This is a genomic window from Halorubrum sp. C191, assembly GCF_002727095.1.
GTDB classification, from domain to species: Archaea; Halobacteriota; Halobacteria; order Halobacteriales; family Haloferacaceae; genus Halorubrum; species Halorubrum ezzemoulense.
This window is the reverse complement of record NZ_NHNZ01000230.1, coordinates 50,239-72,495: the sequence shown is the minus strand read 5'-3', so window position 1 is coordinate 72,495 and position 22,257 is coordinate 50,239. Positions and strand designations below refer to the sequence as shown.

Below are 22,257 nucleotides of genomic sequence, written 5' to 3'. Positions count from 1 at the left end.
CCAGTCTACTGAAGAGCGTCCCGAGCAGACTGTTCGAATCCGGTAGCAACGACTACGAACTGTACGAGGAGGACGGCGAGTTCGTCCTGTCGGTCGAGCTTCCGGGGTTCGACCCGTCGGAGATCACCGCCTCGTGGAACGACGGCGTGCTTAACGTCGCCGGCGAACACGAGGACGAACACCGCGGGACCCGGCGGACGTACCACCGTCGGTTCCGCTTCCCGAAGGCGATCGACGAGGACGGTATCGAGGCCGAATACCGGAACGGCATCCTGACGGTGCGGCTCCCCGTGACCGTCGAGAGCGCCGTCAGCGGCACGGAGATCGAGATCGAGAGCTGACGCCGCCGCGCTCGGCCCGCGACCCTCGGTCTCCGAGCCCCGTAGTCGCGACGGACCGGCATCGCGCCGGGCCCCCTCCCCGCGAGTTCCGTTCCCGCGTTGTTCCGAACGCGCTCCCGTTCGTGCCGGAGCGACCGGTCGTCAAGTCGGTCGCGCCGACCCCGCACGCCTTTTACTGCCGCGCGCGACGGTCGACCCATGAACCGCGACGAGTTCGCCGCCAGCATCGACCACACCGTCCTCGGTCCGGAGACGACCTGGGACGACGTGCGGACCGTTCTCGACGAGGCCGCCGCGCACGGGATGAACGCGTGTATCCCGCCGTGCTACGTCGCCGAAGCGGCCGAGTATGAGGCAGAGCCCGCGGCGATCGCCACCGTGGTGGGGTTCCCGCATGGGCAACACGACCCGACGGTCAAGCGCGACGAGGCGGTCACGGCGTGGGAGGCGGGCGCGGACGAGGTCGACCTCGTGATCAACGTCGGCCGGCTGAAGGCCGGCGACGGCGGCGCGGTCGCCGACGAGCTCGCGGACGTCGTCGCGGCCGTGCCCGTCCCGGTGAAGGTGATCATCGAGACCGCCCTCCTCGACGACGCCGAGAAGCGCCGCGCGTGCGAGGCCGCGGTCGCCGCCGACGCCGACATGGTGAAGACGTCGACCGGGTTCGCCGACGGCGGCGCGACCGTCCCCGACGTGGAGCTGATGAGCGAGTACCTTCCCGTGAAGGCCTCCGGCGGCGTGGGCTCCTACGAGGAGGCGACGGCCATGCTCGACGCCGGCGCGGTGCGGATCGGCGCGTCGTCCGGCGTGGCTATCGTCGAGGGACACCCGGAGAGCGGGGAGTAACGCTCGTTCGTCGGTACGCAGTCGAAAGGTCGCCCTCGCGCTCGTTCGTCAATAGCGAGCCCGAAGCAGGGCTAACGTTCGTCCGACGACGGGGGGCGCCCGTCGCCGTCGGCGGCGAGCCCGTCACCGGACGGCGATCCGTCGGCGTCCCCGACGGTCCCGTTCCCGGCGTCGCGTCGCTCGTCGCCTCCGACCGCGTCGTCGCCCTCGGCCCCGTCGACGCCGTCGGACTCCGCGCCCTCGATTTCCTCGGGGTCGACGTCGACATCGAAGGTGGAGACCGACTCGGAGAGCGACTCGGCCTGTCCCCGGAGCCGGTCGGCGTTCTCCGCGATGGTGGCGACGGTCGCGGTCTGCTCCTCTGCGGCGGCGGACACCTGCTCGGAGCCGGCGGCGACCTCCCCGCTCACCTCGGCGACGTCCTCGACGCCCTCGACCGCGCGCTGCGTCGACCGCGCCTGGTCCTCGGCCGCCTCGCTGATCTCCTGAACGCCGTGGTTCGTCTCCTCGACGGCGTCGACGACCGCTTCGAGCGACGACGAGGCCTCGCGGACGGTGTCCGCCCCCTCGTCGATCCGCTCGTTTGTCTCGCGGATGTCATCGACCGTCGCGTCGGTCTCCTCGCGGACGGTCGCGATCTGCGACTCGATCTCGGCGGCGGCCTCCTGCGTCTCCTCCGCGAGCTCTTTCACCTCGTCGGCGACGACCGCGAAGCCCTCGCCGGCCTCGCCGGCGCGGGCGGCCTCGATCGAGGCGTTCAGCGCGAGGATGTTCGTCTGCTCGGCCACGTCGGTGATGAACTCCACCACCTCGTCGATCTCGTCCATGCGCTCGTCGAGCGCCTCCATCTGCTCGACCGCGGCCGCGGAGCGCGCCTCGATCGCGTCCATCTCGTCGAGCGCCTCCGAGGCGGCCTCGCGGCCGGACTCGCCGCGCTCCGCGGCGGCCTCGGCGGTCTCCGCGACGGACGCGGCGGACGAGGCGACCTCCTCGATGCTCGCGGAGAGGTCGCTCATCTCGTCGCTCACCTCGTCGAGGCGCTCGTCCTGACTGATCGCGCCGTCGGCGATCTCCTGGATCTGCTCGCTGACGGTCCCGCTCGCGGTCTCGACCTCGTCGGCGCCGGCCGCGAGCTCCGCGCTCGCGCCGTCGACCTCGCCGGCGAAGGCGGCGACCCGCGCGGTAGTCCGCTCCAGCTGGGCCACCATGTCGTTGAACTCCTCGGCGATCTCGCGCATCGCCTCGCGGTCCGCGTCCGGGTCCATCCGGCGCGTGAGGTCACCGTCCGCGACCGCGCCCATCACCTCGCTGTAGTCGGCCGCACGCGCCTCCATGTCGCGGGTGACGGCCTCCGCCTCCTCGCGGGCCGCCTCGGCCTCGTCGGCGGCGGTCTCGGCCTCGGCGATCCGGTCCCGAAGCGAGTCCCGCATCTCCCCGAAGCTCCTGAACAGGCGGCCGATCTCGTCGATCCGTCCGGTCGACAGGTCGACGTCGAGGTCCCCCGACTCGATCCGCTCGGCGCGGTTGCGGAGCCGCGAGAGCGGGAGCACCGTTCGAGTTCCGAGGACGGCGCCCACGACGCCCAGCGACGCGAGCGTGAGGAAGATGAGGAGCAGCACGGAGTTCCCCACGTCGTTGCGGACGGCGAACGCGGTCGACTGGTCGACGCTCGTGACGGCCACCCAGTCGGTGTCGGGAACGGAGGCGTACGCGTGGACCTGACCGTCGCCGATCCGCGTCGCGGTCGTGGCGTTGCCCTCCCGGATCGCCTCGACGCTGTCGGCGTGTTCCGCCTCGTCGACCGTGCCGTCGATGTCGAGGACGGTCTGCCCGGCGGCGTTGAGGATCATCGTCTCCTCCCCGGTGTCGCTGTTCTGGATGCGTTCGAGCTGCGGCTGGATGCGGGTGACCACGACGAGGTACCGGCCGTCGGCCCGCGGCACCGAGCTGGCGAACGCCATCACCGGGCGGTCGTTGAGCACGGGCGACCGGTACGAGCGGTCCGACCGCCAGACCCGGTCGTCCTCGCCGACCCCCTCGGGGACGTCCGCGTCGCTCCACGGCGTGTCGAGGTCGCTCGGCGCGCGCCCCTCTAAGGGGCGTTCGGTGCTGGCGACGACCCGGTCCTGCGCCGCGTCGACGAGGTGGATACTAACGATGTCCTCGGAGAGCAGTTGGTCTTTCAACAGCACGTACGCCGGCGCGCGCCGGTCGGACCGGAGCGCGTCGGCCGCCGACATCGACCGCGTCTCGGTGCTCATCCGCTCGGTCCACGACCCGATCGCGTCGGCCTGGAGGCCGCCGGTCTCGGCGAGCTGCGTCGTCGTGTCCGACTCCACGGTCTGTTCGGTCTGGAGGTAGGTGAACGCGCCCCCGGCGACGACGACCGCCGCGACCACGAGGAACGCCAGCGCGAACTTCGCGGCGTACCGGCGGCGCACCGCGTTCGGGAGGAGCCGCCCGACCGCGCGCACGAGGCGCTCGAACGAGTCGGGTGCCATCAGTTCACCGCCTCCGGGTCCGTGGGGACCGACAGGTCGCCGGCGACGATCCGCTCGCCGGAGTCGACGATCGCGGCGCGCACGTCGTCGGGGATCACCGGCCCGAGCGTCGTACCGTAGACGAGCGCGACGCCGTCCTCGGCGAGCCCGAGCGCCGTCGTGGAGCCGGTGGCGAGGTCGTCGTCGATCGTCTCCTCGACGGCGTCGTACACCGCGGTGCCGACCCGCTTCACCATCGACGCGAGGATCACGTCGGCGTACCGCGGGTTGCTGCGCGACTGGTCGGAGTCGACGCCGATCGCGTACCGGCCGTACTCCTGGGCCGCCTGAAACACGCCGAGTCCGCTCCCGCCGGCCGCGTGGTACACCACGTCGGCCCCCTGTTCGAACATCTCCGCGGCGGCGGCGTACCCGCCCTCGGGGTCGTCGAACGCGCCGAGGTACGTTGACAGCACCGACACGTCCGCGGTCGCGTGGTCGACGCCGGCGCGGTAGCCGGCCTCGAACTTGCGGACGAGCGGCGAGTCGACGCCGCCGACGTAGCCGACGGTCCGCTCGTCGGGGACGGTCGACCCCGCGCCGACGGACACGTCGCGGTCCGTCACCAGCCCGGCGAGGTGGCCGGCCTGGAACGACCCCTCGTGTTCGCGGAACACGTAGCTCGCCACGTTGTCGCGGTCGACGACCGAGTCGACGATTGCGTACCGCTGGTCGGGGTGCTCGCCCGCGACCGTCGAGAGCGCGTCCGCCTGGAGGAAGCCGATACAGCAGATCAGGTCGTAGGCGGGATCGGTCGACGACGAGAGGGCGTCCTGCGCGGTCTCGAACTCCGGGATCGAGGTCGGCTCCTCGTTCGCGAACGCCACGTCGTGATCGAGGCGCGCGCGCTGGATGCCCCGGTTCGCGGCGTCGTTGAACGACCGGTCGTCTAGCCCGCCGAGCGCGTAGATCATCCCGACCGTCGCGCTGGCGTCCGCCGCGTTCCGGATCGCGTCTCCCCCGTCGGCCTCGTCGTCCGCCGGTTCGTCGTTGCCGGTGTCTATCGACGCCGAACCGGGGGCCTCGTCGCCGAGGCACCCGGCCAGCGCGCCCGCCACAGCCCCCCCGAGACCGGCGGCGAGCCGCCGTCGAGAGAGCGTCGTGGGTCCCGTCTGCGTCATGTCGCACCGGTTTCGACCGAGGGCTAAAACGCCTCGGAGCAAATTATCAATGATAATAGTAAACCGCGCTCACAGCCCCGGCGGTCCGGTCACCACCGTTCCCCGAGGCTGAGAATCCAGTCGGACGGATTTATAACCTGAGCGCGTACGAAGGGGTATGAGCCACCAACCGGGATCGCGTGGATTCGACCTCGACGCGGCGTTCAAGGCGTTCGGCGCGGTCGGGATCGCCATCTCCGCCGCGCTCATCGTGGCCGTGCTGGCGCTGACCGACCCGTTCGGCGAGTACGTCACCGCGTCGCCCGCCCTGCTCGGAACGCTGTTGTACGGCGCGCTCGTCGTCGCGGTCGGCTACACGACGTACGCCCTCCGTCGGCGCTGACGGTCGCCGCGCGCTCCCCGCCGGGAGACATAAACCGCTCGCCGGCGGAGCGTGACTCATGACCGACGAGCCGACCGACGCGGCGGTAGAGCGATTTCTCGACCGGGCGACGGCCGCCTTCGACGACTACGACGAGGGGTACGCCGACGCGGACGCGACGCTCGCGATGCTCCGTACCCACGTGGACGAGCTGTCGGCGAGCGTCGAGGATCAGGCGGACGGCGAGGAGTAGGGTGTGAGGCGCCGGGCGCGAAGGGGACGGGGCTACGGGTGGGCGCCGATCAGCTCTCGCACGCGGCCGACGTACTCCGCGAATGCGGCGTCGCCGCGGTCGCGCGGGCGCTCGACGTCGACATCGACGACCTCGCGGACGCGGCCGGGCTCGGCGGCCATCACGACGACCCGGTCGGCGAGCGTCACCGCCTCCGCGACGTCGTGCGTGACGAAGAGGACGGTCTTCCCCGTCGACTCCCACACGTCGAGTAGCTCCCGCTGGAGCATCTCGCGGGTCTGAGCGTCCACCGCGCCGAACGGCTCGTCCATCAGCAGCAGGTCCGGGTCGACCGCGAGCGACCGGGCGATGGCGACGCGCTGTTTCATCCCGCCCGACAGCGACTTCGGGTAGGCGCCGCGGAACTCGGTCAGCCCGACGAGGTCGAGCATCTCGTCGACGCGCGCCTCGCGCTCGGCGGCCGATCGGTCGCTCCGTTCGAGCCCGAACCCGACGTTCTCCTCGACCGTGAGCCACGGGAACAGGTGGTACTCCTGGAAGACGACGCCCATGTCCGTCGTCGGCCCCGTGACCTCGGTGCCGTCGAGGAGGACGCGACCGTCGGTCGCCTCGGTCAGCCCGGCCACGACCCGGAACAGCGTCGTCTTCCCGCAGCCGGACGGGCCGACGAGACAGACGAACTCCCCGTCGGCGACCGAGAAGGACACGTCGTCGAGCGCGCGCACCGAGCCGTCCTCGCCGTCGCCGGGGTACGTCTTCCCGACCCCGTCGAGCGCGACGCTGGCCGCCGCGGTGGGGGGAGTCTCCCCGTCGCGTCCGGCCGCGCCGTCTCCGTTCACGCCCGCCACGCTAACGCCCTCCGTTCGACCGCGCGGAACGCGACGTCGACGAGCAGGTACATCAGGCTCAACACGAGGATGTACGCGATCGCCCGGTCGACGCGCAGGTTGTTGCTGGCGCGGATGATCTCGCGGCCGACCCCGGGGACGCCGAATATCTCCGAGGCGACGACGAGCATCCAACACCGTCCCAGTCCGGTCCGGATCCCGGTCATGATCCCCGGCAGCGACGCCGGCAGGACGATCGACCGGACCGCGTCGAGGTCGCCGCGGACGCCGAGGGTCCGCCCCACGTCGAGGAGGTCCTCGCTCACGCCCTCCACGGCGCCGTACGCCGCGTAGAAGTTGATCCAGAACGCGCCGACCGCGATGATGAACGCCGCGCCCCAGTCGTTGATCCCGAACCAGGCGATCGCGAAGCCGATCAGCGCGAGCGGCGGGACGGGGCGCAGGGTGCGGACGAGCGGCGCCGTCAGGTCGTCCAGCAGGCCGCTCCAAGCGAACGCGACGCCGGCGGCCACGCCGAGGCCCGTTCCGGCGACGGTACCGGGGATCCAGTGGCGGACGCTCTGATACAGCGCCGTCGTCATGTCTCCCGACGCGAGCTCGCCGGCGAACGCCCCGGCGACCGCGACCGGCGAGGGGAGCACGAACGGATCCTGGGTGAGCGAGACGGCGTGCCAGACGAGGAGGAACCCGACGACCCCCGCGGCGCCCCGGAGGAGCCGCCGCCCGTCTCCGAGCCCGACGCCGGCGAACGCGCCGTCCTCGTCGACGCGCGATGCGGTTTCGGTCGCCATCAGAGCGAGTCGTACACCCCGAGGTCGAATATCTGGTCGTTCGACAGCTGTTCGTCGGTCTGGCCGTTATCGGCCGCGAACTCGGCGAACACCTGCGTCGCGTCCGTGATCTCGGCGGGGTCGGTGATGAAGTTCGACAGCGGCGAGTCGAGCGCCTTCCGCGCGCGGTCGACTGGCATCCCGATTCCCTCCTCGACGTGGCCCGCGGTCGCGTCGGGGTTCTCCTCGATGAAGTCGGTCGCGCGGACGTGCTGTTCGAGGAACTGCGCCGCGATCGGGGAGTCCCGGACCTCGTCGCTCATCAGGGTGACCGCGGCGGGCTGGCCGGGGAGGACCTCGGCGGCGGTCCGCAGCATCTCCACCGACGACCCCTCCGCCTGCGCGATGGTCGGCACCGGCTCCATGATCGAGGTGCCGTCGATCTCGTCGTTGGCAATCGCCTGCCAGACGGAGCTCGCCCCGCTGATCTCGATGATCTCCACGCTGTCGTTCGCTGCGAGGTCGACGCCGACATCGCGGAGCCAGAAGCGCAACAGCACGTCGGGGACGCTCCCCTGCGGGAACGTGCCGAAGGTGAACGGTTCGCCCTGCTCCTCCTCCCACGCCGCGAACGCGTCGGCGCCCTGCTGTTCGAACGTCTCGTGGAACGAGGACTCGGCCATGATCCCCATCGGCTCCCGGATGTTCGCGGCGGTCACCCGCGCGGCGATACCGCGGTCGATCGCGATCATCGCGGGCACGATTCCGAACATCGCGATGTCGATGTCGCTGCCGCCGAGCGCCTGAACGATGTCGGGGCCGTTGCCGAACTCCTGGCCGGTGACCTCGGCGTCGACCTCGGAGAAGTATCCCTCGCCCTCCATCACGTACCACTGGAGGTCGGGGTAGATCGGCATGTGCGCGACCGTGATCTCGTCGAGCCCGCCGCTCCCGCCGCCGAGGCAGCCGGCGAGGCCGACCGTCGCAGTTCCGCCCGCGGCCGCGAGGAACGACCGCCGCGACGCTGTCCGCGTTGAGTCGTACATACCTACGGAAGCGGCCCCGCGGGCAACACTCTCGCGTCACCAGCAACGGAAGCGCGTTCCGGTGACGGCGGAAGACGACGGAAGTGGCGTTTCGAGGGTTCAAAGCCCCGTATACCGGAGATACTGCGAAAACACTCGTCACCGAACGACGCAAATATTGCTGGCGCGTGCCGCCGAGCGCTCCGGTTCCCGGTGGTCGCTCGCGGCGGCGCTCACGCCCCCTCGGCCGGCTCCTCGTCGAACAGCCCCAAGTCCTCGGCGACGAGGTCGGCGAGCCGGTCTTTGATCGCCGGATCGACCTCCGCGACGGCCTCGCCGCCGTGTTTCTGGTCGTTGTGTTTATCGAGCGCGTCCGCGAGGTCGTCGAGGGGCACGCGGGTCTCCGTCTCGCACTCGTCGCACACGATCGGGACGGACGGCTCGTTGGTGGACATTACGCCGACAATCGCCCGTGGCGGATATATGCCTTCGGGCGGCGGGTCGAGACGGGCCCCCGGAGCCGGCGCCGCGAACCGCCACCGTCTACTGGGGGCGCCGCGCACTGCCCGTCATGGACGTTCTCGTGACGGGGGCCGCGGGCGGGATCGGCGGCGGCGTCGCGCGCTCGCTCGCCGCCGCCGGCCACGACGTGCTCGGCGTCGACCGCGACGCGGACGGGCTCGCCGACCTGCCCGAGGCGGTCGAGACCGCCGTCGTCGACCTCCGCGACGAGGCCGCCGTCCGCGACCTGCTCGCCGACCGTCCCCTGGACACCGTCGTCTCCTGCGTCGGCGGCTACGAGATCGCGGCAGTCGAGGACGCCTCGGCCGAGGCGTTCCGGCGACAGCTAGAGACGAACCTGACCGCGGTCCACGTGACCGTCTCCGCGGCGCTCCCGACGCTCCGCGAGCGCGGCGGACGGGTCGTGGTCGTCGGGTCGATGGTCGGGTCGGTCGCGCTGCCGTACCACGGCGCGTACAGCGCCGCGAAGGCGGGGCTCGACGGCTACGTCGACGCGCTCCGCCGGGAGGTCGCGCCCCGCGGGGTCGACGTGGCGCTCGTCGAGCCCGGTCCCGTCCGGACCGGCTTCAACGAGCGGGCGGCCGCCGCGGTCGAGGCCGCCGACGGCGACGGGCCGTACGCCGCCGCCTACCGCGCGTTCGAGGGGTACTCCCCGGCGGCCACGGACGTCGAGACCGTCGTCGAGCGCGTGGTGACGGCGACGACCGCCGACCGACCGCGAACGCGGTATCGGGTGAGCCGCCGAGCGCGGTGGCTACCGCGGCTCAGTCGCGTCCTCCCCGGCCGGCTGTACGACCGGCTCGTCCGCGCCGGGCTCCCCGGCGGACTCCTGTGGCGGCTGCTTCACCGGTGAGTCGCGGGGCGTCGCCGCTCACCGCCGACCAGGGAATCAGTCGTCGGCCGCGCCGGACGCCCCCTCCGACTCCTCCGCGTCGTCCGCGGTCTCGGCCTCGCCGGGGGCGCCCCCGGACTCCGACGGCGCGTCCGCATCGTCCGCCCGCGCGTAGAACTCGTCTGGGGAGGCGTCGATCCGCTCGAACTCGCCGAAGTCGCGCTCGTGGTGGCGGATCATCTGTTCGACGATCCACGCGCTGTACCGCTCCGAGAACGCCCAGTCGGCGTCCGCGTCGTCGACCTCGAACCGGCCGTCTGTGGCGAGCGCGGCGTACAGGTGGTAGAAGCCGAGGACCACGTCGCCGAAGTCCCGCGCCTCGCCGCCGATCTCGCGGCGCTTCTCGGCGAGTTCCTCGCGGCCCGCGTCGGTGAGCGCGAAGTACTTGCGGTCGGGCTCGTCCGCGCGCTCGACGCGCTCGGCGACGCCCTCCTCCTCGAACTTGTAGAGGATCGGGTAGACGGAGCCGTAGGAGGGCTCCCAGTGGCCGCCGCTGATCTCGGTTATCTCGCCGAGCAGCTCGTACCCGTATCGCGGGCGTTCGTCGAGCAGCTCCAAGACGAGGTACGAGATCAGTCCTTTCGGCGGGCCGCTTTTCCGCATCGTCCCGACTTTTCGGGGTCGCGTCGAAAGGGTTTCGGTCACGGCGACGGCGAGCGGCGCGAGTCGCGACGACCGGAGCGGTTCGCGGGCGTCGATGACCCGAGCGGACGGGGGCGGGTGTGATGCGCTAATAATATGAATCGCGGTGGCGCGTGCCTGCGAGCGGCCCTTGGCCGCGAGGAGCACGCGCGAGGGGGTCGGGCGCGACGAGGGCGACCGGCGGGAGCCCGAAGACGCGCCCGACGAGGCTGGGGAGGTGTGAGGTGCGGTCGCGGGCGGGACTCGAAGGGGCAGTCGGGAGGCGGCCGCAGGCGACGCGAGCACCGCAGGAACGAACGGAGTGAGTGACGAGGAGCGCGGCGAGCGTGCGACCGCCTCCCGACTGGGGCTTCGGGATGTTCGTGCCGATCGACCGGTTATAAGAACTCACGTACTGCCGAGCGGCTGGGGCTTCGAAACCACTGGTGCCGGCTTCGACTCGGGCACGACCGGGGACGAGCCGACGGATTACAGCGCGTCGGGACGACCCGCAAACCCCTAAGTCGCGCGGCCCGAACCCGACGTATGGTCGAGGCTCCACAGACCGCCGAAGGGTGGTTCTCGCTGCACGACTTCCGATCGATCGACTGGGACGCCTGGCGCGAGGCGCCCGAGTCTGAGCGGCAGCGAGCGATCGAGGAGGGCGAGGCCTTCCTGAAACACCGCGAGCTGGTCGCCGACGCCGAGGACGGCGAGTCGGCGCTGTTCTCGGTGCTGGGGCACAAGGCGGACCTCCTCTTCCTCCACTTCCGGCCGTCGCTCGACGACCTCTCCGCGATCGAGCGCCGCTTCGAGGACACCGCGCTCGCGAAGTTCACCGAGCGCGAGACCTCCTACGTCTCCGTCACAGAGGTGTCTGGCTACGTCTCGGACGACTACTTCGAGGAGGGCGCCGACGCCGTCGACGAGGGGCTCAAGCGGTACATCGAGGGCAAGCTGAAGCCCGACATCCCCGACGAGGAGTACGTCAGCTTCTACCCGATGAGCAAGCGCCGCGGCGAGGAACACAACTGGTACGACCTCGACTTCGAGGAGCGCGCCGAGCTGATGGCGGGCCACGGCGAGGTCGGCAAGGAGTACGCGGGCAAGATCAAGCAGGTGATCGCCTCCTCCGTCGGCTTCGACGACCACGAGTGGGGCGTCACGCTGTTCGGCGCGGACCCGACCGACATCAAGGACATCGTCTACGAGATGCGGTTCGACCCGGCCTCCTCCCGCTACGGCGAGTTCGGCGACTTCTACGTCGGCCGGCGGTTCCCGCCGCGCGACCTCGACGCCTTCCTCGGCGGCGAGTCGGTCCCGACCGGGCGCGTCCCCGAGCAGGACAGCGCCGGCCACCCGCACGGCGAGGGCGGTCACGGCGAGGGCGGTCACGGCGACGACGCGCACGGCCACGGTCAGGGCCACGACCATTCGGGTGCGGGCGGCGGCTCCGCGCACGGCGACCATCCCCACGGCGAGGGGGAGGCCGGCGGCGAGGGCGACCACCCCCACGGCGAGGACGAGGGCGACGGCGGGGCCTCGGACGAGGATATCCGCGGCGAGCTCGCCGACCTCGACATCTACGCCGGGAAGCCGCACGGCGAGGACGTGTACGCCACCGTGCTGTACAGCGAGGCCGACGTGGACGAGCTGTTCGACGAGGTCGAGGGGCTCCGCGGCAACTTCGACCACTACGGCACCCACGTCAAGACCGCGGTGTACGAGGGGCGCCACACCGACCGCGCCGCCGTCGTCTCGATCTGGGACACCGCGTCGGCGGCGGAGACCGCGGCGGGGTTCCTCTCGGAGCTGCCCGACATCGTCGCCCGCGCCGGCGAGGAGTCCGGCTTCGGCACGATGGGGATGTTCTACACCGTCAAGCCCGACTACCAGACGGAGTTCGTCGACACCTTCGACGACGTGGGCGACCTGCTCGCCGAGATGGACGGCCACGTCGAGACCGACCTGATGGTGAACACCGAAGACGAGAACGACATGTTCATCGCCAGCCAGTGGAACGCGAAGGAGGACGCGATGGGCTTCTTCCGCTCCGACGAGTTCTCCGAGACCGTCCAGTGGGGCCGCGACGTGCTCGCCGACCGCCCGCGCCACGTCTTCCTGGCGTAGCGGCGCCCGACTGGCGAGGATTTTAGACATAGTCGGCGGCGAACCGTCGGCGTGTCCGCCGACCGCGTGCGCTTCCGCCGACCGCCGGGTTTTAGGTGTCGTTGCGGCGAACGGGTGGTCATGTTCGACACCATCGTGGTCGCGACCGACGGCTCCGACAGCGTTCAACGGGCCGTCTCGGTCGCGGTCGACGTGGCGGCGCGGTTCGACGCCGAGGTCCACGCGGTGTACGTCGTCGACGCCGGCGAGGTGGAGTCGTCGCCCGACACGGTCCGGGAGGACCTCCGCGACGCGCTCGACGATCAGGGGAGCGACGCGCTCGACCGCGTCGCGGACGCGGCCCACGACCGCGACGGCGACCTCGACGTGACCATCGAGGTCCGCGAGGGCCGTCCGGCCTCGGAGATCGACGCGTACGCCCGGTCTGCCGACGCGGACCTCGTCGCGATGGGCACCCGCGGCCGCCACGGCGAGAACCGCTTTCTCATCGGCTCCGTCGCCGAGCGCGTCGTCCGGACCTGCCCGGTCCCGGTGCTGACGGTCCGACAGCTGACCGACGAGGACCCTCGGCGGACGACGATCTGAGCGTCGCGAAGGCGACGCGACCGCCGCTCGCCGCGAGAGCGGCGGAGTTTTCCGGCTGCCGCCCGCCTCGACGGTATGGACGACGACCTCATCGAGACGGGGGATGCCCCCCGGTCGCGGTACACGAAGCTGCCGGGGAAGGGCTTCTTTTACCCGGACTCGCTGGACGACGAACGCGCGGAGCGGCGGGCGAGGGAGGCGATCGAGGGCAGCGAGGCGGTCGTGATCGCCGACGGCGACGCCGACGGTCTCGCCTGCGCCGCGATGATCCGCGAGGCGTACGACGCCGCCCTCGACGTCGGACCCTTCGAGGACGCCGTCGCGGCCCGGCTCGAAGGCGAGAGCGGGAGCGACGAGCCGGACGAGCCCGCGGCGGACGACGAGGGGGAGGGCGACGACGACCCCCTCGGCGACGCCCACGCCGAGTCCCCGGTCGGGCTGGTCTCGGCGGGGCCGTACTCGATCGACACCGCGCTCGAACGCGTCGAAAAGTACGCCGACGACGGGATCGACCTGTTCGTCTGTGACCTCTGCCCCGACGACTACGAGTGGATCGCGGAGCCGTTAACGGAGCTGGCTGACTCGACCGACGCGATCCGGTGGTTCGACCACCACCAGTGGGACGACGAGACCGCCGACGCGGTCCGCGAGGCCGGCGTCGACCTCGTCGTCGGCGAGTCGGACGAGGAGTGTACCGCCGACGTGACGCTCCGGTCGCTCGACTACGCCTTCGACGACCGCTGGGCCGAGCTCGCCGAGGTCACGCGCGACCACGACCTCTGGCTCAAGGAGGACCCTCGCTCCGACGACCTCGCCGACTACTCCTACTGGGCCGGCGCCGAGGAGTACGCGGCCGTCGTCGGCGCGTACGGCGTCGACCTCCCGGAGACGGTGCGGTCGTTCGTCGCGGAGCGCCGGGTCGAGAAGGAGGCGCGCATCGACCTCGCGGTCGACCGCGCGGTCACGCATGAGGTCGGCGACTGGCGCGTCGCGGTCACCTACGGCCGCTGCTCGCAGAACGAGGTCGCGGAGCGCCTCCGCGAGGCGGGGGCCGACGCCGCCGTGATCGTCAAGCCCGCCGGCTCCGCCTCGATCCGGGGGTCGGACGACTTCCGGCACGCCCACGAGGTCGCCGGCCGAGTGAACGGCGGCGGGCACCCGCAGGCGGCGGGCTGTAAGCCCGACATCTACGACGACATGCTGGACTACGCCCACCACTGGAGCACCGAGGGACAGGCGTGTAAGCGCGTCATCCTCGCGGCGTTCGAGGCCGTCGCCGAGGAAGTCGAGGCCGAGGCGAGCGGCGCCGACGAGGCCGCGGCGGCCGAGTAGGACAATGGCCGGCATCTTCGTCGCCGGAGAGACGCTCGTCGACTTCGTGCCCGACTCCGTGGAGACGCTGCGGGAGGTCGACAGCTACGCCCACCGGCCCGGCGGCGCGCCCGCCAACGTCGCGGTCGGGCTCGCGCGGCTCGGCTCGCCGCCGGCGTTCTGGACGCGCCTCGGCGACGACGCGTTCGGCGACTTCCTCGCCGAGACGCTCGCCGCGGCGGAGATTCCGGAGACGCACGTCGAGCGCGTCGAGGGGAAGACGACGCTCGCCGTGGTGTCGCCGCCCGGCGAAGGCGGGCCGCGGTTCTCCTTCTACGGCGACCGCGACGCGACGTTCGGGTTCGACCCGGACGCAGTCCCGACCGAGGCGCTGACGGGCGACGACGGCGCGGCGTCGCCGGGGGGCGCGAGCGCGCCGCCGTGGGTCCACCTCGGCGGCGTGGCGCTGACGCACTTGCGGGGGCGGGCGGCCACCCGCGAGCTCCGCTCGGCGGCGACCGCCGCCGGGTGTCCCGTCTCGTTCGACGTGAACTACCGCTCCGATCTGGTGCCGCCGGAGACGGCGGAGGCGGCGTCGACCGCGGTCCGCGAGACGGTCGCCGAGAGCGGCGTCGTGCTGTGTAGCGACGAGGACGCCGCCGCGGCCGGGCTGTCGACGAGCGAGGGCGGGGAACTGGCCCGCGACCTGCTCGCGCTCGGCCCCCACACCGTCGTCGTCACGCTCGGCCGCGACGGCGCGCTCGCGGTCAGTACCGACGACGCGCCATGGGGGGCCACGACGGTCCGGCACGACGGGTTCCCGGCGGAGGCGGTCGACGCGACCGGCGCCGGCGACGCGTTCACCGCGGGCCTGCTCTCGCGGCTCGCGAGGAGTGCCGAGTCTGAGTCCGGAGCCGACGCGGAGGCGCTCCGCGAGGCGGTCGCGTTCGGCAACGCGACCGCCGCGCTCTCGGTCCGGTCGGTCGGCGGGATGGGGTCGATCCCGTCGCGCGAGGAGGTGGAAGCGCTCCTCGCGGAACGGGAGTGAGAGGGAGAACGGCGGCGTCGAAGGGAAACGGAGGGGGAGCGGCGGAGAGCGCGGCGCTGCCTACGAGGCGGACGGCGACATCTCGATGTTGAGGCTCTTCTGGACGAGCTGGGTGAACGCCATCGAGCAGAGGAAGTACCAGAGGATCCACATTTGGATCGGGCCGACGATCCCCGTGTCCCAGGTGACGGTGCCCGCGAGCGGGACGACGAGCTCCTGGGCGGCGACGGCCGGGTACGCGGCCTCAGACCCGCGGTAGCCGATCACCCAGAACATCCAGAGGAACGCCGGAATGGTGAGGAACATGATCCACACCATCGGGCGGAACTGCTCTTTGAACATGCCGAGCTGGTCGCCCATCGCCTCCATCTGCTCTTCTTGGATCTCGTCGAGCGCCTCGTCATCGTCGCGCTTCTCGGCCTCCTTCCGGCGCTCCTGGATGTCCTTCATCCGCTCCTGGTACGCGCCCATCTTCTCCATGTCCATGAGCCCGGCGCGCAGCAGCGTCGAGTACATCCCCGTGCCGAGCGCGATGACCATGATGACGACGTAGAAGGGGACGACGTTCAGAAGGGGGCCGAGGACGACGTCGATGCCGCCGGCGATCGCGTTCCGGACCGGCGAGACCGCGTAGCCGACGAACGCGCCGAGCGTCGCCAGCCCGGCCAGCTTATCCCACTTCGACCAAGAGGTCGTCTCCGGCGTCTCAACGTCGCCGCCGCCCGAGTCGTCCTCCATCCCGGCCTCGATGTCGTCGCGGTCGGCAAGCGCGAAGCCCTCCTCGCCGTCGACGAGGATCTCCTTCTCGATGAGCCGGCCCCACTGTCCGCTGGTGATCTGGTCGCGGACGTCGACCCAACGCACCTCGCCGCCGCTAGCGTTGTCGAGGACGGTTTCGATGGCGTCCCGCATCTCACCGTCCTCGCGGACCAGCGAGCGGACTCGCCGTTCGACTTTGCTCATTAGCGGCCGGTTAGCGGTCGACGGTTAAGAACCTTGTAGGATCGTCGCTCGGTCGGCCCCCGGCGCCGGTCGGACTGACACCCGGCCACGCGGCGGATTGGCTCCCGGCCACGCGGCGGATTAGCTCTCGACGACATCGCGGATCCGAGCGAAGACCTCGTCCGGGGTCGCCTCGCCGTCGACCTCGACGAGGACGCCCTCGTCGCGGAAGTGGTCGATCACGGGCTCGGTGTTGTCGTAGAACACGTCGAGCCGCTCGCGGGCGGTCTCCTCGGTGTCGTCCTCGCGCTGGATCAGCTCGCCGCCGCACTCGTCGCAGACGCCCGGCTCCTCGGGCGGCTGGAAGTCGACGTGGTAGTTCGCGCCGCAGTCGTCGCAGACGCGGCGCCCGGTGAGCCGGTCGACGAGCACTTCCTCGTCGACGTCGAGGAGGATGACGGCGTCGAGGTCGGTGATCTCCGAGAGGAACTCCGCCTGATCGAGGTTGCGCGGGTAGCCGTCGAGGACGAACCCGTCGGCGTCGCCGATCGCGGCCTCGACGATCTCGTTGACGACCGGGTCCGGCACCAGCTCGCCCGCCTCCATGAACGAGCGCGGCGTGCCGTACTCCGTCTCCATGTCCTTGTTCGCGCGGAGCGCGTCGCCGGTCGTGACGTGCTCGACGCCGTACGCGTCGGCCAGCTTCGCGCTCTGCGTCCCTTTCCCGGCACCCGGCGCCCCCAGCAGCAGAATTCGGTGACTCATATCGGAGCGGTCGCGGGCCGCCCCTAAAGGCTTGAAGATTCCGGCCAACCCTACTCGTCGGCGTCGGACTCGTCGGGGGTCGCGGACGCGTCTCCCTCCGCGGCCGTCTCCCCGTCGGCGCGCAGCCGCAGCCCCATCTCCAGCTCGAAGCTCTCGGCGTCGGAGGTCTCGAAGCCGATCTTCTTGTACAAGGAGACGGCGGCGCGGTTCCACCGCTCCACCGTGAGCCACACCTTCTCGACGCCGTTCGCCTGCCCGTGGCCGAGCAGTCCGCGGATGAGGTGGGTGCCGATCCCGGCGCGCTGGTACTCCTGATGGACGAAGATCGCCAGCTCGTAGGCGTCGCCGTCGGGGACGAGCGTCGCGTGGCCGGCGGCCGCGTCGTCGCACCAGGCGATCACGTTGTAGCAGTCGTCGGCGAGGATGGCGTCGAGCCACTCGCGGATGCGCTCCTCGCCGCCGGGCGGGATCCCCTGCGCGCGGTCCGCCGGGTCGAAGGCGTCGTACATCTCGACGAGCGACTCCCTGGCCGCCGGGTCGCCCTCGTACGGCCGGACCTCGATCCGGCGGTCCTCGCGGTCGGTGAACGCGGTCGGCGGCGGCGGGAACTCGTCCGCCACCGCGTCCGGGTAGCCTCGATCGCTCATCTGACCAGCGTGACCGATGTCTTGGCGTTCAACAGGACGAACTCCGCGATCGACCCGATCGTGATCTTCCCCATCGGACTCGTGTGTCCGCCGCCCAAGACGATCTCCTCGAACCCCTCCGTCTCGGCGATGTCCACCAGCCGACTCCCGGGGTCGCCCTCGACGCGCCGCACCTCCGCGTCGATCGCCGCCTCCTCGACCGCCGCCTCGGCGCGCTCGACGACCTCGTCGGGGGACACTGAGGAGTCCTCGTTGTCCACCACCGCGATCGTCAGGTCGTCGCTCGCGACCGCCGCGCGCTCGACCGTCCGGTCGAGCGCGCGGAACGAGTCGTCGCTGCCGCCGATCCCGCAGAGCACCTTCATGCCCAACCCCTCCACGCGACGGTACAAAAGTGGATCTCCGAGCGGACCGCCACCGACAAGGCTTTTGTTCGCCCGCGGAGTGTCGCACGTATGAGCGATCCCTCCGGCTCGACGGCCGACTCGGCCGACGGGACCGGCGACGCCGCCACGGACCGGTCACCCTCCGACGACGACGGCGACCCCGATCCGCACGCCGGCGACGAACCGGACGCGGAGACGACCGCCGGGGCGTCGGGGGCGTCCGGAGACGAGGCGGACGCGACCGACGACGTGCCGCGGGATGTCCGCAAGTACGAGCGGTTCAAGAAGATGGACGGCGCGCGCTACGAGCGCGTCAACGAGTTCCTCCGCGACCGGACGTACATCACCGCCCGCGAGTGGGCGATCGCCCGGCTCTGCGCCGACTTCCGGACGGAGACCGGCGTCGAGATGACGAAGATCGGCGAGAACCTCCCGGAGCTCATCCCCTTCATGACCGACACGTACACGCCGCAGGCGGTGAACCAGGCGCGCTACTCTTTCGAGGAGAAGGTGACGAAGGCGGGGGCGACGTTTCTCTACGGCGCGATGTCCGGGTTCTTCACCGCCGAGGACTTAGACGAGATGATGTACGAGGTGACCGAGGTCGCGAAGTTCCTCCTGGAGGTCGAGGGCGTCGACCTCGCCGTCGCCGACGAGTTGGAGGCCGAAGACAGGATCAGCGAGGTGATGCGCGAGGTGCGAGCCTCCTCGGCCGACCTCCGGGGCGAGGAGGTGCGCTGCCCCGAGTGCGGCCACGTCCACGAGCCGGCAGAAGAGTGACCATGGACCACTTTCCGGAAGCGATCAACGCGACGCCCGACCCGACCCTCGTCGTCGACGGCGACGGGGTCGTCCACGCCGGGACGCCGAGCGTTGAGACAGTGTTCGGGCTCGATCCGGACGACCTCTCCGGCCGAGCGATCGGCGACGTCTTCGAGGATCCGACCGAACTGGACTGGGGACGCGTCGCGTCGCCGCCCTCCGTCGCCGACCGAGACGGCGGCGAAGCGGGCGCAGCCGGAGACGCGGAGGGGGTTGCGCCGGGGGGTGCCGAGGGGAGCGCACCCGGAGACGGCGAGGAGAGTGCCCCCCTTAGCGGCGAGGAGGCGAGAGCCGAACGAGACGGGTCTCGACACGACGTGACGGCGCTGATCGAGACGACGCGCGCCGGTGAGGCGCGGTCGATGGCGGACGGGTTCGAACTGGCCGTGCGCCGCGGGGACGGCGTCCTCGTCCCGGTTCGGGTCAGCGTCGGCCCGTTCGAGATCGGTGGCGACCCGTACGCGGTCGTCACGGCGATCGACGTCACGAACGAGCGAACGCGGCGGCTGGCGCTCCAGCGCCGCACGAAGACGCTCGAATCCCTCCACGAGGCGACCAGAGAGCTGCTGAAGACGACCGACAGGGAGACGGCCGCCGAGGCGGCGGTGTCGTACGTCGACGACGTGCTGGGCCACCCGATCGCCGCGATATGGCTGTACGACGAGCGGGAAAACGCGCTCGAACCGATCGTCTGGACGGACACCGCGGACGACGTCGTCGGCGAGCATCCGACGTTCGCGGCCGACGAGCCGAGCATCACCTGGGAGGTCTTCGAGAGCGGCGAGCCGACGTACGTCGCGGACGTCCACGACGACCCCGACCGCCACAGCGACGACGCCACGATCCGGAGCGAGCTCGTCGTCCCGCTCGGGCGGTACGGCGTGTTGAACGTCGGCGCGACGGCCCCGAAGGCCTTCGACGACTCCGACCTCGCGGTGGCGCGCATCTGGGCGGCGACGGTGACGATGGTGCTGGTCCGCATCGAGCGCGAGCGGCAGCTCCGGCGGCGCGAGGCGGAGATCGCGCGCGAGCGCGACCGGTTAGAGGAGTTCGCCAGCCTCGTGTCGCACGACCTCCGAAGTCCGCTCAACGTCGCCACTGGAAACCTCGAGATCGTCACGGAGCGGCTCGCGGAGGAGTCGGTCGACGTGGAGGAGCTGGGCGCGGTCGAGCGCTCGCTCGACCGGATGGACGTGCTCATCGAGGACCTGCTCGCGCTGGCGCGGCAGGGCGCCAGCATCGACGAGACCGAGCCCGTCGCGCTGCCCGACCTCGTCGCGGAGTGCTGGGAGACCGTCGACACCGAGTCGGCGACGATCGCGGTCGAGACGGACGCCGTCGTCGCCGCGGACCGCAGCCGCCTGCGACAGGCCCTCGAGAACCTCATCGCCAACGCGGTCGCCCACGCCGGACCCGACGTGGCGGTCACGGTCGGGGCGCTCGACGACGGCTTCTACCTCGAAGACGACGGCCCCGGCGTCGACCCCGAAGACCGCGGAGAGGTGTTCGAGGCGGGCGTGACGACGGACCACGACGGGACCGGGTTCGGACTGAAGATCGTCGCCGAGGTCGCGGAGGCGCACGGCTGGGCGGTCGAGCTCGCCGAGAGCGAGGCCGGCGGGGCCCGGTTCGAGTTCCGCGGCGTCGACCTCGACCCGGGCGACGGGTAGGCGGGCGGAGGCGCGGGCCGAGCGCGCCCGTCAGTCGTCGGCGGGCGCCGCGCCGGCCGGGTCGAGCCCGTCGCCGTGCCCCGGGACGGTGCCGTCGTCGTTCCAGCCGCGGAGCGCGTAGTACTCGGAGAGCGCCGCGTCGAACCCGTCGATGGCGTCGGCGTACGGGAGCGTGTCGTCGCTCCGGTCGAAGCCGCGGGCGTTGTTGAACGCGCGCTCTAACTCGACGACCCGGGCGCCGAGCGACTGGAGGTCGTCGTAGTCGGCGTCGAGCAGCGCCGCGAGCCGGTCGTCGGTCACGGTTCCCCGCGAGAACTTACAGACCACCGCCGAGTCGAGGACCGCGTTGCGGTTCTCCTTCGCGACGAGCTTCGGCGGCTTCCCGTCGAGGCCCTGCGGGTCGAACGCCTCGTCGGGGTCGACGAGCGGGTACTCGTAGGGGTAAAACTCCCCGTACATGTGGTCCGCGCCGCGGTTCGCGGTCGCGAACGCGAGTCCCTGCCCGTTGAGCGCGCGGCCGTCGTGGCCGGAGAAGGCCATCCCCTTGACCGTCCAGTCGTCCGCGCCGAACTCCTCGTGTGCGCGGTGGACGCCCTCCGCGAGCTTGTCGCCGACGCCCTCGCGATAGGCGATCTGCTCGACGAGCGAGCGGACGAGGTCCGCGTTGCCGAACTCGTCTTCGCTCTCTAAGAACATGGAGACGACGTCGCCACAGGAGATGGTGTCCATCCCGAGCTCGTCGCACAGCTCGTTGGCGCGCATCACGTCGACCACGTCGTCGACGCCCGCGTTCGAGCCGAACGCCATCACCGTCTCGAACTCCGGGCCCTCCGTCTCGACGCCGGTCGCCTCGTCGCGGGTGGGGAGCTTACAGGCGAACGCGCACTGCGAACAGGTCCCCTTCTCGTACTTCTTCTCCTCGACGCGGTCGCCGGAGATGCCCTCGACGCCCTCGAAGGAGGTCTCCGCGAAGTAGTACGACGGGAGGGCATCGACCTCGTTCGCCAGCTCCGTCACGCTCGTCGTCCCCTGCCGTTTCATGATCGAGTCGGAGGTGGCCGCCTCGCGGTGGACCTCGGCCGCCTCGTCGGGCCAGTCGACCTCGATTTCGGCGTCCGCGTCGCCGGCGAACGTGAGCGCCTTCACGCCCTTCGCACCGAGGACGGCGCCCAGCCCGCCGCGGCCGAACGCCCGGGTGTCGGAGGTCATGACCGACGCGAAGCGGACCTCGTTCTCGCCCGCGGGCCCGACGCAGGCGACGTGTTCGGGGCCGAGGTCGTGCGTCTCGGCGAACCGATCGGAGACCGCCGACACCTCGGCCTGCTCCAGGTCGTCGACCGCCTCGAAGGTCACGTCCGGCTCGCCGTCCGGCCCGACCTCGCGGACGTGGACCGCGAGCAGGTCGTCGCTCACGCCCGTGATCTCGACGGCCGCGTACCCCGCGCCGGTGAAGTTCCGCGAGAGGAATCCCCCAGCGTTCGACGAGCAGAGGCCGTTCGTGAGCGGCGAGACGGCCGTGGCGGCCATCCGGCCGGTGTAGGAGGTCGTCGAGTACTGCATCGGACCCGTCGAGAGGAAGAGGCGGTTCTCCGGGCCGAGCGGGTCGGCGTCGAACGGGATCCGGTCGTACGCGAGCGACGTGTTGAGCCCGCGGCCGCCGACGAACGACGCCAGCCGGTCGTCGATCCGGGTCGTCGACGCGGTCCGCTCCGTCAGGTCGATCGTGAGGAGCGGGCCCTGTGCGTGTCTCATGGACGTACGGAGCGAGCGAGCGGCGATAAAACTCGGGGTGCGAGCGGCGCGTCCGTTAC

23 protein-coding genes are annotated in these 22,257 nt (G+C 71.3%); 11 read left to right on the top strand and 12 right to left on the bottom strand.

What is annotated here, in order from left to right; all coding sequences use genetic code 11:
* The first annotated feature begins 8 nt into the window (after positions 1-8).
* Positions 9-341 (top strand): Hsp20/alpha crystallin family protein, encoded by a 333-nt coding sequence (locus Z052_RS19460; RefSeq protein WP_099289377.1) that lies wholly within the window; start codon positions 9-11, stop codon positions 339-341.
* Positions 342-539: 198 nt separating this feature from the next.
* On the top strand, positions 540-1,187 hold the full coding sequence (gene deoC / locus Z052_RS19455; RefSeq protein ID WP_094521004.1) for a deoxyribose-phosphate aldolase: 648 nt from the start codon (positions 540-542) through the stop codon (positions 1,185-1,187).
* 71 nt (positions 1,188-1,258) lie between these two features.
* On the opposite strand, the gene Z052_RS19450 is transcribed toward deoC, so the two are convergent.
* A complete protein-coding gene (locus Z052_RS19450) occupies positions 1,259-3,688 on the bottom strand; it encodes a methyl-accepting chemotaxis protein (protein WP_099289376.1) in 2,430 nt (809 codons plus the stop codon).
* A complete protein-coding gene (locus Z052_RS19445) occupies positions 3,688-4,848 on the bottom strand; it encodes a BMP family protein (RefSeq protein ID WP_089308285.1) in 1,161 nt (386 codons plus the stop codon). The genes Z052_RS19450 and Z052_RS19445 overlap by 1 nt, the downstream gene beginning before the upstream one ends.
* 157 nt (positions 4,849-5,005) lie before the next feature.
* Here Z052_RS19445 and Z052_RS19440 point away from each other — a divergent pair, with 157 nt between their 5' ends.
* A complete protein-coding gene (locus Z052_RS19440) occupies positions 5,006-5,230 on the top strand; it encodes a hypothetical protein (protein ID WP_094494510.1) in 225 nt (74 codons plus the stop codon).
* Between the two features lie 58 nt (positions 5,231-5,288).
* Entirely contained in the window at positions 5,289-5,462 is a 174-nt protein-coding gene (locus Z052_RS20685; protein ID WP_167373077.1) for a hypothetical protein, read from the top strand.
* A 32-nt stretch (positions 5,463-5,494) separates the two neighbouring features.
* Here the strand turns inward: Z052_RS20685 and Z052_RS19435 are convergent, their stop codons facing one another.
* From Z052_RS19435 to Z052_RS19420, 4 genes are all read right to left on the bottom strand, one after another.
* The gene (locus Z052_RS19435) at positions 5,495-6,310 is read right to left on the bottom strand and encodes an ABC transporter ATP-binding protein (RefSeq protein WP_094521006.1); all 816 of its coding nucleotides are present in this window, start codon (positions 6,308-6,310) and stop codon (positions 5,495-5,497) included.
* Positions 6,298-7,101, bottom strand: a complete 804-nt coding sequence (locus Z052_RS19430) for an ABC transporter permease (protein WP_049930481.1) — start codon at positions 7,099-7,101, stop codon at positions 6,298-6,300. The genes Z052_RS19435 and Z052_RS19430 overlap by 13 nt, the downstream gene beginning before the upstream one ends.
* On the bottom strand, positions 7,101-8,126 hold the full coding sequence (locus tag Z052_RS19425) for an ABC transporter substrate-binding protein (protein WP_089308288.1): 1,026 nt from the start codon (positions 8,124-8,126) through the stop codon (positions 7,101-7,103). The genes Z052_RS19430 and Z052_RS19425 overlap by 1 nt, the downstream gene beginning before the upstream one ends.
* 212 nt (positions 8,127-8,338) lie before the next feature.
* Positions 8,339-8,560 (bottom strand): hypothetical protein, encoded by a 222-nt coding sequence (locus Z052_RS19420; protein WP_089308289.1) that lies wholly within the window; start codon positions 8,558-8,560, stop codon positions 8,339-8,341.
* Between the two features lie 116 nt (positions 8,561-8,676).
* Between Z052_RS19420 and Z052_RS19415 the strand changes: the two genes are divergently transcribed.
* On the top strand, positions 8,677-9,480 hold the full coding sequence (locus tag Z052_RS19415) for an SDR family oxidoreductase (RefSeq protein ID WP_176450693.1): 804 nt from the start codon (positions 8,677-8,679) through the stop codon (positions 9,478-9,480).
* Positions 9,481-9,516: 36 nt separating this feature from the next.
* Here the strand turns inward: Z052_RS19415 and Z052_RS19410 are convergent, their stop codons facing one another.
* Positions 9,517-10,122 (bottom strand): PadR family transcriptional regulator, encoded by a 606-nt coding sequence (locus Z052_RS19410; protein WP_049930475.1) that lies wholly within the window; start codon positions 10,120-10,122, stop codon positions 9,517-9,519.
* Positions 10,123-10,686: 564 nt separating this feature from the next.
* Between Z052_RS19410 and Z052_RS19405 the strand changes: the two genes are divergently transcribed.
* The 4 genes from Z052_RS19405 (at position 10,687) to Z052_RS19390 (ending at position 15,214) form a co-directional block, all read left to right on the top strand.
* Positions 10,687-12,270 carry a heme-binding protein gene (locus tag Z052_RS19405; protein ID WP_094521007.1) on the top strand — a complete coding sequence of 528 codons (1,584 nt, stop codon included), beginning with the start codon at positions 10,687-10,689 and terminating at the stop codon, positions 12,268-12,270.
* A gap of 120 nt (positions 12,271-12,390) precedes the next feature.
* The gene (locus Z052_RS19400; protein ID WP_049930471.1) at positions 12,391-12,855 is read left to right on the top strand and encodes a universal stress protein; all 465 of its coding nucleotides are present in this window, start codon (positions 12,391-12,393) and stop codon (positions 12,853-12,855) included.
* A gap of 75 nt (positions 12,856-12,930) precedes the next feature.
* Positions 12,931-14,187, top strand: coding sequence for a DHH family phosphoesterase (locus Z052_RS19395; protein ID WP_086219565.1), 1,257 nt, complete (start codon positions 12,931-12,933; stop codon positions 14,185-14,187).
* A gap of 4 nt (positions 14,188-14,191) precedes the next feature.
* Positions 14,192-15,214: a carbohydrate kinase family protein gene (locus Z052_RS19390; protein WP_094521008.1), complete on the top strand. Its 1,023-nt coding sequence runs from the start codon at positions 14,192-14,194 to the stop codon at positions 15,212-15,214.
* A gap of 60 nt (positions 15,215-15,274) precedes the next feature.
* Here Z052_RS19390 and Z052_RS19385 read toward each other — a convergent pair whose 3' ends face one another.
* The 4 genes from Z052_RS19385 to Z052_RS19370 form a co-directional block, all read right to left on the bottom strand.
* A complete protein-coding gene (locus Z052_RS19385) occupies positions 15,275-16,177 on the bottom strand; it encodes a DUF106 domain-containing protein (RefSeq protein WP_049930467.1) in 903 nt (300 codons plus the stop codon).
* A gap of 120 nt (positions 16,178-16,297) precedes the next feature.
* On the bottom strand, positions 16,298-16,921 hold the full coding sequence (locus tag Z052_RS19380; RefSeq protein ID WP_094521009.1) for an adenylate kinase: 624 nt from the start codon (positions 16,919-16,921) through the stop codon (positions 16,298-16,300).
* A gap of 50 nt (positions 16,922-16,971) precedes the next feature.
* The gene (locus tag Z052_RS19375; RefSeq protein ID WP_049930463.1) at positions 16,972-17,568 is read right to left on the bottom strand and encodes a GNAT family N-acetyltransferase; all 597 of its coding nucleotides are present in this window, start codon (positions 17,566-17,568) and stop codon (positions 16,972-16,974) included.
* Complete coding sequence (locus Z052_RS19370) at positions 17,565-17,933, bottom strand: universal stress protein (protein ID WP_049930461.1); 369 nt, start codon at positions 17,931-17,933, stop codon at positions 17,565-17,567. Before Z052_RS19370 ends, Z052_RS19375 begins: the two co-directional genes overlap by 4 nt.
* A gap of 90 nt (positions 17,934-18,023) precedes the next feature.
* On the opposite strand from Z052_RS19370, the gene Z052_RS19365 reads away from it, so the two are divergent.
* Complete coding sequence (locus Z052_RS19365) at positions 18,024-18,734, top strand: DUF5806 family protein (protein ID WP_049930460.1); 711 nt, start codon at positions 18,024-18,026, stop codon at positions 18,732-18,734.
* Positions 18,731-20,446, top strand: coding sequence for an ATP-binding protein (locus Z052_RS19360; protein WP_094521010.1), 1,716 nt, complete (start codon positions 18,731-18,733; stop codon positions 20,444-20,446). Before Z052_RS19365 ends, Z052_RS19360 begins: the two co-directional genes overlap by 4 nt.
* A 30-nt stretch (positions 20,447-20,476) precedes the next feature.
* Here the strand turns inward: Z052_RS19360 and Z052_RS19355 are convergent, their stop codons facing one another.
* Positions 20,477-22,198, bottom strand: coding sequence for an aldehyde ferredoxin oxidoreductase family protein (locus tag Z052_RS19355; protein WP_094521011.1), 1,722 nt, complete (start codon positions 22,196-22,198; stop codon positions 20,477-20,479).
* Positions 22,199-22,257: the final 59 nt, after the last annotated feature.